At 60.4% G+C, this 16,326-nt stretch carries 18 protein-coding genes; 5 read left to right on the top strand and 13 right to left on the bottom strand.

The window, feature by feature from the left end; all coding sequences use genetic code 11:
• Nucleotides 1–57: 57 nt before the first annotated feature.
• The gene (locus tag ACSQ87_RS13335) at nucleotides 58–333 is read left to right on the top strand and encodes a peptidylprolyl isomerase (RefSeq protein ID WP_007898282.1); all 276 of its coding nucleotides are present in this window, start codon (nucleotides 58–60) and stop codon (nucleotides 331–333) included.
• 162 nt (nucleotides 334–495) lie between these two features.
• Here ACSQ87_RS13335 and ACSQ87_RS13330 read toward each other — a convergent pair whose 3' ends face one another.
• The 8 genes from ACSQ87_RS13330 to ACSQ87_RS13295 all read right to left on the bottom strand — a co-directional run bounded on the left by ACSQ87_RS13330 (nucleotide 496) and on the right by ACSQ87_RS13295 (nucleotide 7,218).
• The gene (locus ACSQ87_RS13330; RefSeq protein ID WP_223430212.1) at nucleotides 496–1,431 is read right to left on the bottom strand and encodes a sugar kinase; all 936 of its coding nucleotides are present in this window, start codon (nucleotides 1,429–1,431) and stop codon (nucleotides 496–498) included.
• A 146-nt stretch (nucleotides 1,432–1,577) separates the two neighbouring features.
• Nucleotides 1,578–2,795 (bottom strand): amino acid deaminase, encoded by a 1,218-nt coding sequence (locus tag ACSQ87_RS13325; RefSeq protein WP_150655658.1) that lies wholly within the window; start codon nucleotides 2,793–2,795, stop codon nucleotides 1,578–1,580.
• A gap of 39 nt (nucleotides 2,796–2,834) precedes the next feature.
• A complete protein-coding gene (locus tag ACSQ87_RS13320; protein WP_150655657.1) occupies nucleotides 2,835–3,599 on the bottom strand; it encodes an IclR family transcriptional regulator in 765 nt (254 codons plus the stop codon).
• A 148-nt stretch (nucleotides 3,600–3,747) separates the two neighbouring features.
• Entirely contained in the window at nucleotides 3,748–4,137 is a 390-nt protein-coding gene (locus ACSQ87_RS13315; RefSeq protein WP_223430213.1) for a RidA family protein, read from the bottom strand.
• A 42-nt stretch (nucleotides 4,138–4,179) separates the two neighbouring features.
• Complete coding sequence (locus ACSQ87_RS13310; RefSeq protein WP_223430214.1) at nucleotides 4,180–4,986, bottom strand: amino acid ABC transporter ATP-binding protein; 807 nt, start codon at nucleotides 4,984–4,986, stop codon at nucleotides 4,180–4,182.
• The gene (locus ACSQ87_RS13305) at nucleotides 4,983–5,645 is read right to left on the bottom strand and encodes an amino acid ABC transporter permease (RefSeq protein WP_223430215.1); all 663 of its coding nucleotides are present in this window, start codon (nucleotides 5,643–5,645) and stop codon (nucleotides 4,983–4,985) included. Before ACSQ87_RS13305 ends, ACSQ87_RS13310 begins: the two co-directional genes overlap by 4 nt.
• Nucleotides 5,646–5,654: 9 nt before the next feature.
• Nucleotides 5,655–6,317: an amino acid ABC transporter permease gene (locus tag ACSQ87_RS13300; protein WP_008033038.1), complete on the bottom strand. Its 663-nt coding sequence runs from the start codon at nucleotides 6,315–6,317 to the stop codon at nucleotides 5,655–5,657.
• Nucleotides 6,318–6,369: 52 nt separating this feature from the next.
• A complete protein-coding gene (locus tag ACSQ87_RS13295) occupies nucleotides 6,370–7,218 on the bottom strand; it encodes a transporter substrate-binding domain-containing protein (RefSeq protein ID WP_223430216.1) in 849 nt (282 codons plus the stop codon).
• 448 nt (nucleotides 7,219–7,666) lie between these two features.
• Here ACSQ87_RS13295 and ACSQ87_RS13290 point away from each other — a divergent pair, with 448 nt between their 5' ends.
• Both ACSQ87_RS13290 and ACSQ87_RS13285 read left to right on the top strand, forming a co-directional pair.
• Entirely contained in the window at nucleotides 7,667–8,080 is a 414-nt protein-coding gene (locus tag ACSQ87_RS13290; protein ID WP_223430217.1) for a hypothetical protein, read from the top strand.
• An 84-nt stretch (nucleotides 8,081–8,164) separates the two neighbouring features.
• Nucleotides 8,165–8,608: a thioredoxin family protein gene (locus ACSQ87_RS13285; protein ID WP_223430218.1), complete on the top strand. Its 444-nt coding sequence runs from the start codon at nucleotides 8,165–8,167 to the stop codon at nucleotides 8,606–8,608.
• A gap of 13 nt (nucleotides 8,609–8,621) precedes the next feature.
• Here ACSQ87_RS13285 and ACSQ87_RS13280 read toward each other — a convergent pair whose 3' ends face one another.
• Complete coding sequence (locus ACSQ87_RS13280; RefSeq protein WP_223430219.1) at nucleotides 8,622–9,488, bottom strand: LysR family transcriptional regulator; 867 nt, start codon at nucleotides 9,486–9,488, stop codon at nucleotides 8,622–8,624.
• Nucleotides 9,489–9,591: 103 nt separating this feature from the next.
• On the opposite strand from ACSQ87_RS13280, the gene ACSQ87_RS13275 reads away from it, so the two are divergent.
• Nucleotides 9,592–11,142, top strand: coding sequence for an MFS transporter (locus ACSQ87_RS13275; protein WP_223430220.1), 1,551 nt, complete (start codon nucleotides 9,592–9,594; stop codon nucleotides 11,140–11,142).
• On the opposite strand, the gene ACSQ87_RS13270 is transcribed toward ACSQ87_RS13275, so the two are convergent.
• The gene (locus ACSQ87_RS13270; RefSeq protein ID WP_150655653.1) at nucleotides 11,123–11,536 is read right to left on the bottom strand and encodes a MerR family transcriptional regulator; all 414 of its coding nucleotides are present in this window, start codon (nucleotides 11,534–11,536) and stop codon (nucleotides 11,123–11,125) included. The two genes, ACSQ87_RS13275 and ACSQ87_RS13270, sit on opposite strands and share 20 nt — an antisense overlap.
• Nucleotides 11,537–11,613: 77 nt before the next feature.
• On the opposite strand from ACSQ87_RS13270, the gene ACSQ87_RS13265 reads away from it, so the two are divergent.
• Nucleotides 11,614–12,840 (top strand): NADH:flavin oxidoreductase/NADH oxidase family protein, encoded by a 1,227-nt coding sequence (locus ACSQ87_RS13265; RefSeq protein WP_223430221.1) that lies wholly within the window; start codon nucleotides 11,614–11,616, stop codon nucleotides 12,838–12,840.
• A gap of 3 nt (nucleotides 12,841–12,843) precedes the next feature.
• On the opposite strand, the gene ACSQ87_RS13260 is transcribed toward ACSQ87_RS13265, so the two are convergent.
• The 3 genes from ACSQ87_RS13260 to ACSQ87_RS13250 form a co-directional block, all read right to left on the bottom strand.
• Nucleotides 12,844–14,490, bottom strand: a complete 1,647-nt coding sequence (locus ACSQ87_RS13260; RefSeq protein WP_223430222.1) for a phospholipase D-like domain-containing protein — start codon at nucleotides 14,488–14,490, stop codon at nucleotides 12,844–12,846.
• A 62-nt stretch (nucleotides 14,491–14,552) separates the two neighbouring features.
• Nucleotides 14,553–15,086, bottom strand: a complete 534-nt coding sequence (locus tag ACSQ87_RS13255) for a vWA domain-containing protein (RefSeq protein WP_317851608.1) — start codon at nucleotides 15,084–15,086, stop codon at nucleotides 14,553–14,555.
• Between the two features lie 119 nt (nucleotides 15,087–15,205).
• Entirely contained in the window at nucleotides 15,206–16,204 is a 999-nt protein-coding gene (locus ACSQ87_RS13250; protein WP_223430223.1) for an ATP-binding protein, read from the bottom strand.
• Between the last annotated feature and the right edge of the window lie 122 nt (nucleotides 16,205–16,326).

The raw sequence follows: 16,326 nt of genomic DNA, 5'->3' as shown, positions 1-16,326 counted from the left end.
CATAATCGCGCGCCCCGCTGGCACCAACATAGCCACCACCGTTGCAAGGTACTGCCCATGAAAGCTCAAGCCCGCCATATTCTGGTGAAAACCTCGGAAGAAGCCGAACAGCTCAAACAACGCATCGCCAAGGGCGAAGCCTTCGATGTGCTGGCCAAGAAGTATTCCACCTGCCCGTCCGGCAAACGCGGCGGCGACCTGGGTGAAGTGCGGCCAGGGCAGATGGTCGGGGTCATCGATGCCGTGATCTTCAAAAAACCGTTGCGGGTTGTGCACGGACCGATCAAGAGCAAGTTCGGCTATCACCTGGTGCAGGTGTTTTACCGGGATTAACGGGTTGGCTGAGGGCCCTGTGGCGAGGGGGCTTGCCCCCGTTCGGCTGCGCAGCAGTCGTAAATCCTGCGCTCTCGGTGTGTCAGGTAGGTCAAGGTCACAGGTTTTGGGGCTGCTTCGCAGCCCAACGGGGGCAAGCCCCCTCGCCACAGGGATTGCATTTCAGTTTTTCGGAATGAGTGCTCCCGGCACCTGTATCACCCGACTCGCCAACCGATGCCCCGCTTCAGCAGCCTCAACCGGGCTGCCTCCTTTCAGGCGACTGGCCAAATACGCCGCGCTAAATGAATCCCCCGCCGCCGTGGTGTCCACCACCCGCTCGACCACCTGCGCCGGCACTTCAAACGACTCTCCATCACAACGAATCAAACACGCCTCGGCGCCACGCTTGAGTACCACTTCAGGCGTGCCTATCTGCTCGTAAGCGGCAAACACCGCCTCGCAATCGGAAAAATCAAACAGCGCCTGTTCGTCATCGACGGTCAGCAATGCCAGGTCGACATAGGGCAGAACGCTGCGATAGGCCGCCCGTGCGTCCTCGATCGACGCCCACAAACGTGGCCGGTAATTGTTGTCGAACACGATCCGCGCATCCCGCTGCCGGGCTTCGATCAGGGTTTCCAGCAATTTCTCCCGACCTTGCACACCCAGTACCGCCAGGGTGATGCCACTGAAATACAGCACATCGTAATCCGGCAGCGCCGCCAGGATCGGCGCGGCGGCCGGGGTGGTGAAACAATCGCGGACGGCCGCTTCATTGCGCCAGTAGAGAAAACGCCGTTCGCCGGCAGCGTCAGTCTGGATGCAATACAAGCCGGGCAATCGGCCGGGCAAGCGCTGGACCATGCCCAGCCCGATGCTTTCGTCGGCCCAGCTCTGGCACATGGCATCGCTGAAACTGTCGTCGCCCAGGGCGGTGACGTAATCCACCGTACCGCCCTCACCCAGCTCCCGGGACAGGTAGACCGCCGTGTTCAAGGTATCGCCACCGAAACTCTGTTGCAGGCTGCCGTCGGCGCGTTGCTGCAACTCGATCATGCATTCGCCGATCAGGGCGATGCGCGGGGTGTTGGGGCCGAGGGTGCTGATGGTGTTCATTGTTCGTTCTCAGTCTGTCCGGTGTTTTTGTGGCGTCTGGTCGGCCGTCTTCGCGAGCAAGCCCGCTCCCACATGGGTTATGTGAACACCGGAGATCCAATGTGGGAGCGAGCTTGCTCGCGAATGCCGCGCCTCGGTCTGGAGGGTCAGAAACAGGTTTCCATGGTTTCGATGACATTCAGTTGCTCATCCACCAGACACCCGATACGCCACTTGTCGAACGTCAGGCACGGGTGCGAAGTGCCAAAGGAAATAATGTCCCCCACCCGCAACTCAACCCCCGGCGCCACGGTCATGAACGCATGCTGGTCCATCACCGCCGTCACCTTGCAGGCGCTGACGTCGTCGCCCGTCGCCGGCACCACGCCCGCCTTGTAACGCAACAGCGGCACCGGCAACCCGGCGTCGTAGGCCACGTCGCGTTTACCCAGGGCGATCACCGCAAAGCCCGGTTCCGGCAACGACTGCACGTGAGCCCAGACTTCCAGCGCCGGGCGCAGTCCTTCGTGCAGGTCGCTGCGGCGGTCGAGCACGCAGCATTGAGCTTCTTTATAGATGCCATGGTCGTGAGCTACGTAGCTGCCGGGACGCAGCACACTGAGGAAACGCCCGCCGGCGTTCTGCGCTTCGAAGGATTCAGCGATCAGGTCGTACCAGGCCGAACCAGACGCAGTGATGATCGGCTTGGGAATGGCGAACGCCCCGCTGTCCTGCAACTGCACGGCCAGGCGCACCAAAGAATCAGCGAACGCACGGATGCCGCTCACCGCGTGATCACCGTGAATCACCCCTTCGTAACCTTCGATCCCGGTCAGCGCCAACGCCGGTTGTGCAGCGATGGCCTTGGCCAACGCGACCACTTCGTCTTCCGTGCGGCAACCGCAGCGACCGCCGACCACGCCGTACTCGATCATCACGTTCAAGCGCACACCGCGCGAGGCGAAATACGCGCCGAGGTCAGCGACGTTGTCCGGGTGATCGACCATGCAATGGAAGTCGAAAGTCGGGTCCGTCAGCAGATCGGCGATCAACGCCATGTTCGGCGTACCGACCAATTGGTTGGCCATCAGCACCCGATGCACGCCATGGGCGTAAGCCGCGCGGGTTTGCGTGGCGCTGGCCAGGGTAATGCCCCAGGCACCGGCATCCAGTTGGCGACGAAACAGCGCCGGAGTCATGCTGGTTTTACCGTGCGGCGCCAGTTCCGCGCCGCTGTTGCTGACGAAGTCCTGCATCCAGCGAATGTTGTGTTCCAGCGCTTCGCGGTGCAGCACCAGCGCAGGCAGGCTGACGTCGCGCACCAGATTGGCGCCTGTGTGGGCAAAGCCCTTTTCCACGGTGGCAGTATTTTTGGCAGAAAACATGGTCGAACTCCTCACATTCGCAGCCGCAGGCAGCCGCTGTTATTCGTTGATGCGACGGGCCAGGCTGTTGGCGCTGTCAATCAGCACCCGGCGGTAGTCGTTGTAATTGTTCTTGGCATCGGCCCGTGGGGCGACGATGCACAGGGTCGCAATGGCCACGCCGTTCGGGTCTTTGACCGGGGCGGCGAAGCAGTGGGTAAAGGTGTCGGCAACGCTATCGAAGGAGAAGAAGCCATCGATATCGGCCTGACGGATTTCACCGAGAAACTGTTCAAGCGGCAGGCGTTCACCATTGGGCAGGATGAAGTCGTCGTGATCAATCAGGTCGACGATTTCCTGGTCGCTCAAATGCGCCAGCAGCAGGCGCCCGGAAGCGGTCCAGGGGATCGGCGCGTTCTCGCCGATGTCCGAGGAAATGCGGAAATGCCGCTCGCCCTCTTTCATCAAGGCCACGGTGTATTTTCGTCCGTTGAGCAGGCACATCTGCGCGGTTTCGCGGGTCTGGCTGACGATTTCCTGCAAGGCGTGATCGGCCTCGCGGGTCAGGTCGAAATGGCGTAAATGTGCTTGCCCGAGGAAGTACAGCTGACGGCCGAGGTAGACGTGACCGTCCTTGCCCACGGCCTCCAGAATCCGTCGCTCCAGCAGGGAGGCAACCAATTCGTAGACTGTGGATTTCGGGCTGCCGATGCCGCTGGCGATTTCGTTCGGGCGCAGGGGCTTGCCGACTTCCTTGAGGAAATCGAGGATATCGAACGCCCGGTCCAGACCGCGAGCCCGGCGCTTGATGGTGTCTTCGGTCATTGCTTCAGGTTCCCATTCAAAGTGGCCGGGAGTTTAACCAGAGTGCAGCGGCGACTGTTAGGCCGCTTTCGCGAGCAGGCTCGCTCCCACAGGGGAACGCGATCCAAATGTGGGAGCGAGCCTGCTCGCGAAGAATTCACCGCAAATCTCAGGCCTTTTTCTTGTACGCGATGCAGTCGATCTCGACCTTGCAATCGACCATCATGTTCGCCTGCACACAGGCCCGGGCCGGTGCGTGTTCGGGTTTGAAGTACTCGGAGAAGACCTTGTTGAAACTCGTGAAGTCCCGCGGATCCTCCAACCACACACCAGCACGCACCACATCTTCCAGGCCATAACCGGCCTCTTGCAGGATCGCGATCAGATTCTTCATGGTCTGGTGGGTCTGTTCGACAATTCCGCCAGTAATGATCTCGCCATCCAGCGCCGGCACCTGCCCGGAAACGTGCAGCCAGCCATCGGCTTCAACGGCTCGGGCGAAAGGGCGAGGCTGACCGCCTGCGGCGGTGCTGCCGGTGCCGTAACGAGTAATGCTCATGAATGTTTCTCCTGATTGAAAGTGAGTATTCTTTTGTAAAAGTCAGAACCGCGTGTTCTTGAGAAATTCCGCCAGTCGTGGCGATTGCGGGCGTTCGAACAGTTCCTTGGGTGGCCCCTGCTCTTCGATCCGCCCCTGATTCATGAAGACGATCTTGTCCGAGACCTCGAAAGCGAAGCGCATTTCGTGGGTCACCAGCAGCATGGTCATGCCGTCTTCGGCCAGGCCTTTGATCACGTTCAGCACTTCGCCCACCAGTTCCGGATCGAGGGCTGAGGTGACTTCGTCAAACAGCATCAGGCTCGGGTTCATCGCAATCGCCCGGGCAATCGCCACGCGCTGCTGCTGACCTCCGGACAACTGACCGGGGAAGTGATCGCGGCGTTCCAGCAAGCCGACCCGCTCCAGCCATTTTTCCGCCAGGGCCACCGCTTCATCCTTGTGCAGCTTTTTGACCTTGAGCAAACCGAGGGTGACGTTCTGCAGCGCCGTGAGATGCGGAAACAGGTTGAACTGCTGGAACGCCATGCCGGTCATGGCCCGATGCCGGGCGATGACTTTTTCCGGGTGACGCACGCGCTTGCCGTTGACCTCGTCATAACCGATGGACTCGCCATCGAGCATGATCTGCCCGCCCTGGAACTCTTCGAGCATGTTCACGCAGCGCAGCAGCGTGGTCTTGCCCGAGCCGCTGGAACCGATCAGCGTCACGACGTTGCCGCGCTGCATGGTCAGGTCGACGCCCTTGAGCACTTCGAGTTGGCCGTATTGTTTGTGCAGGCCGCGGATGTCCAGCAAGGCCTGACCGTTTTGAGCATCTTTTACGTTAGAGAGCGAAGGTTGAGTCATGGCAAGGCCACCCGCTTTTCAATGTGCCGGCCGAGTAATTCGATGGCGTAGTTGATGACGAAAAACAGAAATCCGGCGAACAGGTAAAACTCGAGGGTCATGAAGGTCCGGGCGATAATCTGCTGCGTGCTGAGCAGCAACTCAGCCACGCCGATCACCGACAGCAGCGTGGAAGCCTTGACGATCTCAGTGGACGAGTTGACCCAGGTCGGCAAGATCTGCCGCAGCGCCTGAGGCAACAGGACGTAACCGAGTGCTTGATAAAACGTCAGGCCGATGGCCTTGCTCGCTTCCATCTGACCACTGGGCAGTGCTTGCAACGCGCCGCGCACGATCTCGGCGACGTGGGAGCCGCAAAACAGCGTCAGCCCCAACGCACCGGCCTGAAAGGCACTGATCTGCCAGCCCAGCGCCGGCGCCATGTAGAAGCAGGCCAGCACCAATACAAACACCGGCGTGCCGCGAATGATGTCGACGTAAAACCGAAACGGCGCGCGCATCCAGAACTTTCCGTACGTCAGCACCAGACCGGCGACGATGCCGACTATCGTGCCCAACAGAATCGCCAGGGCCGAGACCTGCACACTGGTCAAAAAGCCCTGCCACAAAACTTCCCGGGCAACCCATAACTCATGCAACCAACTGGGGGATTCGTACATGTGGGCCTCCTATCGGCGAATCGCCAGACGCTGCTCGAGGTAACGCAGCATCATGGCAATGAGGTAACAGGCCGCCACATAGAGCGCTGTGGTCACCAGCCAGGTTTCAATCACCCGGTAGCTCTCGACATTGATCTTGCGCGCGTAATAGGTCAGCTCCGGCACGGCAATCGCCGCGGCCAGCGAGGTGTCCTTGAACAGCGAAATGAAGTTGTTCGACAAGGCCGGCAGCACATTGCGCAGCATCACCGGCACGGTGACGTACGCCTTGACCTGCCACTCGCCCAGACCGATTGCCAACCCGGCTTCACGTTGCCCTTTGGGAATGCTCAACAGCCCGCCGCGAAACACTTCGGTCAGATAGGCCCCGGCATACAGCGACAGCGTGATGATGAACGACGGGATCTTGTCCAGACGAATCCCCAGACTGGGCAAGGCAAAGTAGATCAACAGAATCAACACCAGAATCGGCGTGTTACGGATCACCGTCACATACACCGACGCCATCACCCGCAATGCGCGGTGCTTTGACAGCAAAGCAAACGCCATCATCAGGCCGATCACGCAACCGATGGCGATCGACACCAGCGCCAGTTCGAGGCCCAGACCGAGCCCCGCCAGCAAGGTGTCGAAATCGCGCCACACGGCGGCAAAATTCAACTGATAGTTCATGGTCAGCAGTACCTTGAACGGGGCGATTCATCACCGCCCCGCTCTCACGGGATCATTTGAATTCGACAGGGAAACCGATGGCTGGCGACGGCAGGTCTACACCAAACCATTGCTTGAACGACGCCGCGTAGGTCGGGAACTCCACGCCGGTCATGCCTTCATGCAAAACAGTGTTGACGAAGTTCAGCCAATCCTGATCGCCACGTTTGACGGCGCAGGCGTAGGTTTGCGGGCTCCAGGCGTAGGTCGGGCTGCGATAGCGGCCAGGGTTCTGCACCATCAGGTATTTCACCGAGGACTGATCGGTGGCAGCGGCGTCGGCGCGACCGGAGTTCACCGCCTGATACATCAGGTCCACGCTGTCGTACTGATCGACCTTGGCTTTGGGCAACGCCTGATGCACCAACTCTTCGGCGTACACGTTCTGCAACACCGCCACGGTCACGCCGTCACCGGCAGCTTTCAGGTCTTCGATTTCCTTGTACTTGCTGTTGGCCGGCAACAGCAGGCCGACACCTTCGCGGTAGTACGGCAGCGTGAACGCCACTTGCTGCGCACGACTGGCGGTGACGGTGATGAACTGGCAACTCATGTCGACCTTGTCGGTCAGCAGGTTGGGAATCCGCGCATCGGACGACTGCACCACGAACTCGACCTTGCTCGGGTCGTTGAACAACCCTTTGGCCACCATCCGCGCGATATCGATATCAAAACCCTGCAACTTGCCGTCCGCTCCCTGGAAGTGCCACGGCGCATTGGTACTGCCGGTGCCCACAATCAGTTTCCCGCGGGCCAGCACGCTATCGAGCTTGCTGTCCGCCGCCTGGGCCACACCCATGGCAGCAGCCGAAGCCGCGAGAACAAAAACACACGCTTTAAACAAGGAAGGTCGGCGATGCATGGCAAGCACTCCAGGGTGATGTTTATTCCGCTATACCGGAAGATGGTATGTAACAACGGAATAGACAGCAGAAAGTGTGCCACAGGATTGACGGAAAATCTTCGTGGATCCGAAAAGACTATTAATTCAAGAAGATAGAAAAACATGACCTGAACATTGCGCGCCATCGACCGCGGCGAGGCTGCTACCGCGGGCTACACCCATGAGTAGCAAGGCCACAAAAGGTGCGTGGCGTACCATAAAAACACGGCGCATGCCTGCCCGTTCGCACTAATTCGCCAGGCTATCCACTTATGACCGTTCATCGGTTTTTAGACGTGACCTGTCAGATATGACAGTTGTGGGCCGCAGGTTATGAGCGCTCAATCCGTGCAGCCGCTCAAACCTCCCCTCTCACGCGATTGGATGGGCTTGCGGTTTTTGACAAACCACTTACAGGAGTTTTCCCATGCCTCAACAATCCGCAACCGCCAACTTGCTGCGCAATGGTGAATTCACACAGGAAGGCCAGTACTGGACGACTGATACACCGCAGAAAGCCCGCTACGAAGAAGGTTATTGTGTCTTGCAGGCACCTGGCCTGATCACTCAGGACGTTACGATCGCCAGCGAGGGTGAGTTCCGGTTTTCCGTGAAAATGAAAACAGAGCGAGGCTCCGCCTGCACAGCACAAGTTTTGTTGCATCCATCATGGGAGATGCGACGCCTCGATATCGGCGGTGACACCCCCTGGAGCGCACACTTCGTAGACTTCACTGTGCCTGCAGGCACCAACAAAGTGTCGATCAAGCTGGAAGCAAACGATGGTCCATTCGACGCTTTTGGATCTTATTTCGATGATGTGCGGCTCGAACGCCGTTGAAGTCTGACCAGTTGGTAGCCGGCCATCTGGCTACCAACCCCTTCACTGCTACAACACGTGCCCATATTGAAGATGGAGATTTCAATGAGCTCGATAACCACTCTTACAGCACTGGCCCCTGTCTACCGCAAGGCCCTGAAAACCTGGCGCCCGGTGATCCTGTATTTCGGCAATGAACACTGCCCCGCCTGCGAAACAGCCGCGCCGATTTTTCGTCAGATTGGCGAGCGATATCGCCATCACGCGCAGATCTACATGCTGAACACCAGCGAATCCCCCCGCCACCCGAACGTCACCGGCACTCCGACCGTGCTGTTTTACAAGGATGGGAAGCTGCTGAAGAAGCTCAAGGGAATCGGCACTGAGCAAACCCTGCAGGAAGACTTCGCCAGGCACATTGGCAAGGTGAAACCGGCAACGGTGAAGCGTAAACCGGTTCACGATCTGGCATGGTTGCGCCAGACCCTGCGAAGGTTGCGCACTGTGCCTCGCGCAACTGGGCAATTGAGTCGGCGGGTTTGCTGTTAGATCGCTTTCGCGCTTAGCGATTTTTGACCTGCTCGATATACCTGGACACCGCAGCGGACTTCTCGAACCGACGATAAATCAACGACAACCACGAACTCGCCTCGCAACCTTTGATTGCCCGGTACAACACGCCGGGTAAACCCACATGCCCGACCACCGACTCAGGCACGACTGCAACGCCCTGCCCCAACGATACCAACGCAATGACCGCCACCAACCCACCCGGTTGCGCACCCAGTTTCGGCGCAAATCCACCCTCGGCGGCGACTTGCAAGGTGCCGCTGATTTGCTCCGGCAGGATGAACGTCTCGTTCTGCAAATGTTCCGGGCCAATCTCTGGCAATCGGCACAGCCAGGACTCGGTCGGCAGCGCCAGCACAAAACCTTCTGCGTCCAGGCGAATGGCATCCAGACCTTCGGGCAAAGTCATGGGTGAGCGGACATAGCCAATATCGAAACGCCCCTCGGCCACCATCACCGGCAATGACGCCATGGGACTTTCCCGTACGTTCAGGCTGACGTCAGGACACTCGCGGCTGAAGGCTTGCACCTGTTTCTGCAGTAAGCCCGAATACACCGCCGAAGCCACGTAACCCAGTTCGATATGGCCAATATCCCCGCGCCCGGCACGCTGGGCGTTGTACTGAGCGTATTCGAATTGCCGCACCGTCGCCTCGGCCTCGATCAACAGCGCGGCGCCGGCCTCGGTCAGGCTGACTTCACGTGTCTGGCGCACGAACAATCGCGTGCCGAGTTCGTTTTCCATGTCCTGGATCTGTCGAGTCAAGGTCGGCGGTGCGATACCGAGTTGTTCGGCGGCGCGGGTGAAGTTGCCTTGCCGGGCAACGGCGAGGAAATAACGAAAATGGCGAATATCCATCTGTGCGTTAGCTCAAAGGTAATGAAGTGACAAGGCGTACCTAACAAGGAAAGTAGCAGCCGGCGATAAGCTGCACTGACTTTCACAGTAGAGAAACGCTGCCATGCCCGTCAAACCCAAGGTGAGCCCGCGTCTGACATTACTCACAGCCTCAGGCGTTTGCTCGCTGATCGTTCTCGACACCAACATCGTCGCCGTGACGCTGCCCACGATCGCCCGCGACCTGGGCGCAAACTTTGCCGACATCGAATGGGTAGTCAGCGCTTACATGCTGGCCTTCGCCGCCCTTTTGTTGCCGGCTGGCAGCATCGCCGACCGCTTCGGTCGGCAGAAAACCTTGCTCTGCGGATTGGCCATTTTCATCCTCGCGTCCATCGGTTGCGGTGCCGCGCCCAACGCGCTGTTCCTCGACATCGCCCGGGCAGTCAAGGGTGTCGGCGCGGCGTTGTTGCTGACCTCGGCGCTCGCCTCCATCGGCCACACCTTTCACGACGAAGTGGAGCGGGCCAAGGCCTGGGCGTTCTGGGGCGCGTGCATGGGGGTGGCGATGACCACCGCGCCGACAGTCGGCGGGCTGATCACCGAATACATGGGCTGGCGCTGGATTTTCTACCTTAACCTGCCCGTCGGATTGTTCCTGATGGTGATGGTCTGGCGCGCCGTGCCGGAGTCCCGCGACACTCAATCCGCACGCCTCGATCCCTGGGGCAGCCTGGCGTTCAGTGCGAGTTTGTTGTGCCTGATCTGGGGCCTGATCGAGGCGAACCGGATCGGCTGGAGCAATCCGCTGACCTACGCTCGTCTGATCGGCGGCGCCTTGTTGCTGGGGCTGTTCGTAGTGATTGAACGGATGCAGCCGCGGCCGATGGTCGATCTGCAACTGTTCAAGCATCCGCGCTTCATCGGCGCGCTATTGGGCATGTTTGCCTACGCCGGTTGTGCCCAGGTGATGATGACCCTGTTGCCGTTCTACCTGCAAAACGGCTTGGGTTTCTCGGCCATCGCTTCAGGCCTGGGGATGTTGCCGTTTGCCCTGACCATGCTGATTTGCCCGCGCATCGGCGTACGTCTGGCGCGTCGATTTGCCCCCGCCACGTTGATGGCCGCCGGTTTGACCCTGGTCGGCAGCGGCAATCTGCTCAGTGCCTGGGCGGTCAGCAGCGGCGGTTACCTGCCCTTCGCCCTGGCGATTGCCGTGACGGGCGCCGGTGCCGGGCTGCTCAACGGAGATACGCAAAAGAACATCATGGCTTGCGTGCCACGGGAGCGCACCGGCATGGCCTCAGGCATGAGCACCACCATGCGTTTCAGCGCCATCGTGCTGGCCATTGGCGTGTTCGGCGCCTTGCTGTCCAGTCATACCGAGCTGTTGTTGCGTACGAGCCTGACGGCACAGGGTGCGCAATGGCTCGGCCAAACCCAGGGCATCGCCTCGCGGGTGGTCGCTGGCGATATGACGGCGGCGATGGGCCTGTTGCCGGAAACCGCGCGCACCGTGGTCGAACCGTTGTCCCGCCAAGCCTTCGTCGGTGGTTTCAGCCTGCTGCTTTGGGTCGCGGGGTTGTTGGCACTACTGGGTGCGCTGGTGGTGGGCACGCTGATGCGCAATCCGATCCCCGCTCCGTCGACTGCAGCTATCGGCGCGAATGCTTGAATGACGCCAGCACCCGCTCGGCATTCGCATCACAGCCCATGCCTTCGGGTTTCGCCTGTATGTCGTCGATCACCGCCAGCAGCTTCGCCTTGCTCTGCGCCAGGTGTAGCTGCATTTCTTCGATCTGATCGACTTTGCGCTTAAGCCCCGCCAGCAGTTCGTCGTGCTTGAATTCACCGGTGATGGTGTCCGGCATCAACTGTTTCAACTCTTCCAGGCTGAACCCGGCCTGCTGGGCGCATTGGATCAGGTACAGCGTCTGCAATACCTGCTCGGGGTAATGCCGGTAGCCATTGGCCCGACGTTCCACTTTCTGTATCAGGCCCTGGGCCTCGTAAAACCGAATACGCGACGGGTTGAAGCCACTTAACTCCGCCAGTTCACCAATCTTCATCACAACCTCATTTGCCTGCTTGACATTAAAGTTAACTTTAAGCTTAGCCTCTACTCTTCACTGATGAGGAGTCAAGCATGTCGCCCTTCCAAGCGTTGAATTTGCCCAACGGCCAGACCATCGGCAACCGCATCGCCAAAGCCGCGATGGAAGAGAACCTCGCTGACAGCGGGCAGGCACCTGCAGAGGCCCTGTTTCGGCTGTATCAGGCGTGGGCCGAAGGCGAAACCGGACTGTTGCTGACTGGCAACGTGATGATCGACCGCCGCGCCATGACCGGCCCCGGCGGCGTGGTGCTGGAAGATGAGCGCCACCTGGACCGCTTTCGCCAGTGGGCCAGCATCGGTCGGGCCGGTGGCGCGCAGTTCTGGATGCAGCTCAATCATCCCGGCCGTCAGACCATGGCCAACCTCGGCCAGCAAGCCTGGGCGCCGTCCGCGGTGGCGCTGGACCTGGGTGCGTTCTCGAAGATGTTTGCCGAGCCCAAACCCATGAGCGAGCGCGACATCGAAGAGGTCATCCAACGCTTCGCCACCAGCGCTGCCCTGGCGGAAAAGGCCGGCTTCACCGGGGTGCAGATTCATGCCGCACACGGTTATCTGATCAGCCAGTTTCTCTCGCCGTTGACCAATCGCCGAACCGACCGCTGGGGTGGTTCTCTGGAAAATCGTGCGCGCTTGTTGTTGGCGGTGGTCAGCGCCGTGCGCAAGGCCGTGTCGCCGACATTTTGCGTGGCGGTGAAGCTCAACTCCGCAGACTTCCAGCGCGGCGGTTTCGATGCCGACGACGCCCGACAAGTCATCCAGTGGCTCAACGATCAACCGATCGATCTGCTGGAACTCTCCGGCGGCAGCTACGAAGCCCCGGCCATGCAAGGCGAGGCCCGGGATGGTCGGACCCTGGCGCGTGAAGCGTACTTTCTGGAGATGGCCGGTGAGCTGGCCAGCGTGGCGAACATGCCGGTGATGGTGACGGGCGGGATTCGACGCCTGGCGATCGTCGAACAGGTGCTCGACAGCGGCATCGCCATGGCCGGGATCGGCACGGCGCTGGCGATTGAACCTCAACTGGTCAAACGCTGGCGCGAAGGTCAGAACAGTCACCCGCAACTGCCGCCGATTCGCTGGAAACGCAAACCTCTGGCGGCACTGGCGAGCATGGCCGTCGTGAAATTCCAGCTCAATCGCCTGAGCCGTGGGCGCAAGACCCGTCCCGACGTGTCGGCTCTATGGGCACTGATTCTCGACCGCCTATACATCGCACGGCGTACTCGCCAGTACCGGCAGGCGATGAACAGGTCATAGCGCTTATCGGCCCGAAAAGCGCACTCTCGACAGCATCCGCAAATCCCCCGCGCGATAGTAATCATCGGTCCAGCTGTCATCCGCCGCCAACGGCTGGACCTGCTTGAGCGCGAGTTTTTTGGCGAAATAGCGAAAGCGGTAATGCTCGTAGAACCGCAGCAGTTCCAGACCATAACGGTCTGCCAGATCGGTATCACCGCGAATGATCAGGTAGTTTTCATCATTGCCATTGCTGGCCGCGGCACTGAGGTTATGGCTGCCGCTGATGATCGTCGGCGCATCGCTGGTGAAGTCCGCCACCACGGCTTTGGTGTGCACCAGCAGGTTGCCCTTCTGACCTTTCATGTTCTCGCGGAGCCAGCCTTCCAGCCCGGTATTGAGCAGCGCGGTGGCGGCGAATTCGGCGGTGCGGTCGGCGTGAAAACCGGTGATGCTGCTGGCGGTGTTTTGCAGGCCGTAACGCAAAATGTCGTCGTGGGGCAGACCGAGCAAGGCGCTCAGGATGTCGTCGGGCAAGGCGAACGCGGTGACGAACAGCACGTCTTTTTTCGCCGCGTTGATGATCTCGACAAACGTTTGCAGATCACCTTTTCCCGAGCGCGGAGAGAAACCGGCGAACATCGGCTGCAGCGGATCCATCGGGTTGTTTTGCGTGAGCCAGTTTCGGGTGGCACCGACATCCGCCGGGTTAGCCCAGACCTGCTCGAAGGTGTGCAGATAGCTGGCGCTGACGCGTGTGTCGTCCAGCACATGCACCACGTTGGCCTGTCGGTAAACGCCGTTGGGCGTGAAATTGGTGCTGCCGCAAAGCACCGCTTCGGGTTGACGCTGTCCCGCTGTGTCGAGCCGGCTCAGGACGATGAATTTGTTATGGAAGATGTTGTGGGTGACCCGCCCGCGTTTGTGCACCGCTGGGATTTTTTCCAGGCTGGCCTCGTTGATGGTGGTGTCATCATCGTCCGGTTGAGCGTGATACAGGACTCGAACGTTTACCCCACGTTCGAACGCGGCATTGACCGCATCGACAACGGCCTGCAATTCATACTCGTAGATGGCAATGTCCAGCGCCCACTGTTCATCCACCGCACGCTCGATAAACCCCAGCAAACGCCCGAGCAAACCGTTCTCCAGCCATTGCCGCGGGGCATCCGGCCAGGCTTCGATGGGCAGGTTCTTGTTGGCGCTGATCAGCGCGTCGAGCTCGGGAAACTTGCGCTGGAACGCCTGGCTGGCGGCGACCGCACGGTTGAAGATCACGCTTTGGTTACCCGGCTGACCATTGTCGGAGGTGACCGTCACTTCCAGGGATTCACCCAGTTGCGGCGCATCAACGCTGCCGTAGGCCAGGTGGATTCGGTAATGGATCGTCATCCCCGGATTGACCGCATAATCGGCCCAGCGAAATTTCTGCAACGGCGCGATATCGCTGGGGGTGGCGTGGAACTGGGGAAATGTGTGCACCTTGCCGGGGAAGGTCAGGCTGTTGAACAGGAACAACCAGGGCTTGCTGCCTTGCTGTTTTTCGATGGCGAAACCCAATAAGCCTTTGCGGCGGGGTTCGGCCAGGTCCATGGCCAACAGCACGCCATTGGTGCCGGCGTAGGCTTTGACGCGGAAATCATCCTGATGGTTGACAGCTAGAACGCGCATGACTCACTCCTGTGAAGATCAAAAGATCGCAGCCTTCGGCAGCTCCTACGGTCGTACGTCGTTCATTCATCGATATGCCGATACTCGGCCTGCAACTCGGTAGCCAATACTCTAGACCGCCCAAGCCGAATCGGCCCCCGTTCGATGTCGATCAACAGCCCCGGACAATCGAGCGCCGGCAACATCGACCAATCCTTCAATCGGCCATCGGTCACCAGCAACAAGCGCTGCTGTTCCGCCGGAAAACGCTTCTGCCTGACCGCCAGCCAGCGCCCCGCCTCACCCAGCGCCGCCAGCAACGGCGTACCACCGCCCGCGCCCAGGCCATCAAGCCAGTTGCGCAAACCGGCGGAGGCTTTCAACCCTTGCACCTGCCACTTCGGCACATGACCACTGGCCGTGAGCAACGCCAGGCGTGCACGCTGGCGATAGGCATCGTCGAACAGTTGCGCCAGCAAGCCCTTGGCATCGCTCAACGCCTGATGGCGACGAGTCGAAGCCGAGGCGTCGACGATCACCAGCCACAGTTCATGGGGCGAACGAGTGCGCAGGTGAAACAAGACGTCGTCGCGCTGACGCGGGCGGCCGTTCAGCAATGTGCCGGGCCAATTGATCGAGCCGCTACGCGCCGCGTGACGTTTACCCTGTTTGCCGTTATCCAGCCGTCCGGCGCGGGGTCTGGCATTCGCCCCCGCGTCAGATCGAGGGCGAATGCCTAGGGCTTTTTTGGCCAGCTCGGCACGTCACGTCGTGCGCCGACCGGTAGCGCCTGAGCGGGCATTTCACCCCATTGGCCCTGGCCTTCGCTCGGGTTGGCATTTTGCGTAGAGGGCGGCTGACTGTGTTGCGGCGCCGGTGGCGATGGCTCGCGGCGGCGATGGCGCAAGGCAAATTCGGCAACGGCGTCGATATCTTCCTCGGCGATTGCGCTCGCCCCACGCCACGCTGCATGGGCACGCGCCGCGCGCAACCAGACCAGGTCGGCCCGCAAGCCATCGACACCGGCGGCAAAGCAGCGCTCGGTAATCTGCGCCAGCGCATGATCGTCGAGCGGGATGCTTGCCAGTCCGCTGCGCGCTTTCTGGCAACGCTCTCGCAGTGACTGCTGTTGGCTTTCCCATTCGGCGCAGAAGCTGTGGGGATCGCTGTCGAAATCCAGCCGTCGCCGGATGATCTGGCCGCGCTCGGTCGGTGCTGTGTGACCGCTGAGGGCGACGTTCAGGCCAAAACGGTCGAGCAGTTGCGGACGCAGCTCACCCTCTTCCGGGTTCATGGTGCCGATCAGCACGAACTTCGCCGAATGCCGATGGGAAATGCCGTCGCGCTCGATCAGGTTGGTACCGCTGGCGGCCACATCCAGCAGCAGGTCCACCAAGTGATCGGGCAATAAATTGACCTCATCGACGTAGAGCACGCCGCCGTCGGCCTTGGCCAGCACACCGGGGGAAAACTGTGCGCGACCCTCGCTCAGGGCGGCGTCCAGGTCGAGGGTGCCGACCAGACGTTCTTCGGTGGCGCCGAGCGGCAAGGTGACGAATTGGCCGCTGGCGAGCAAGTCCGCCAGGCCACGGGCCAGCGTTGACTTGGCCATGCCGCGAGGGCCTTCGATGAGTACACCGCCGATTTTCGGGTCGATGGCGGTCAGGTACAGGGCGAGTTTCAGATCGTCGGCACCGACCACGGCGGAGAGAGGGAAATGGGGGGTGTCGGTCATCTTAAATACTCGGTCATGGTCGGTAGTTGCATCAGTGCAATTCACAGGCAAACCTCATACCTGTGGGAGCGGGCTTGCTCGCGAAGGCGGTGGGACATTCAATACTGATGTTGACTGACACG

It is taken from the genome of Pseudomonas sp. LjRoot277 (assembly GCF_964253845.1).
Classification (GTDB): domain Bacteria; phylum Pseudomonadota; class Gammaproteobacteria; order Pseudomonadales; family Pseudomonadaceae; genus Aquipseudomonas.
Note: the sequence above shows the minus strand (reverse complement) of the source record. Positions and strands in the feature narration are given on the sequence as shown.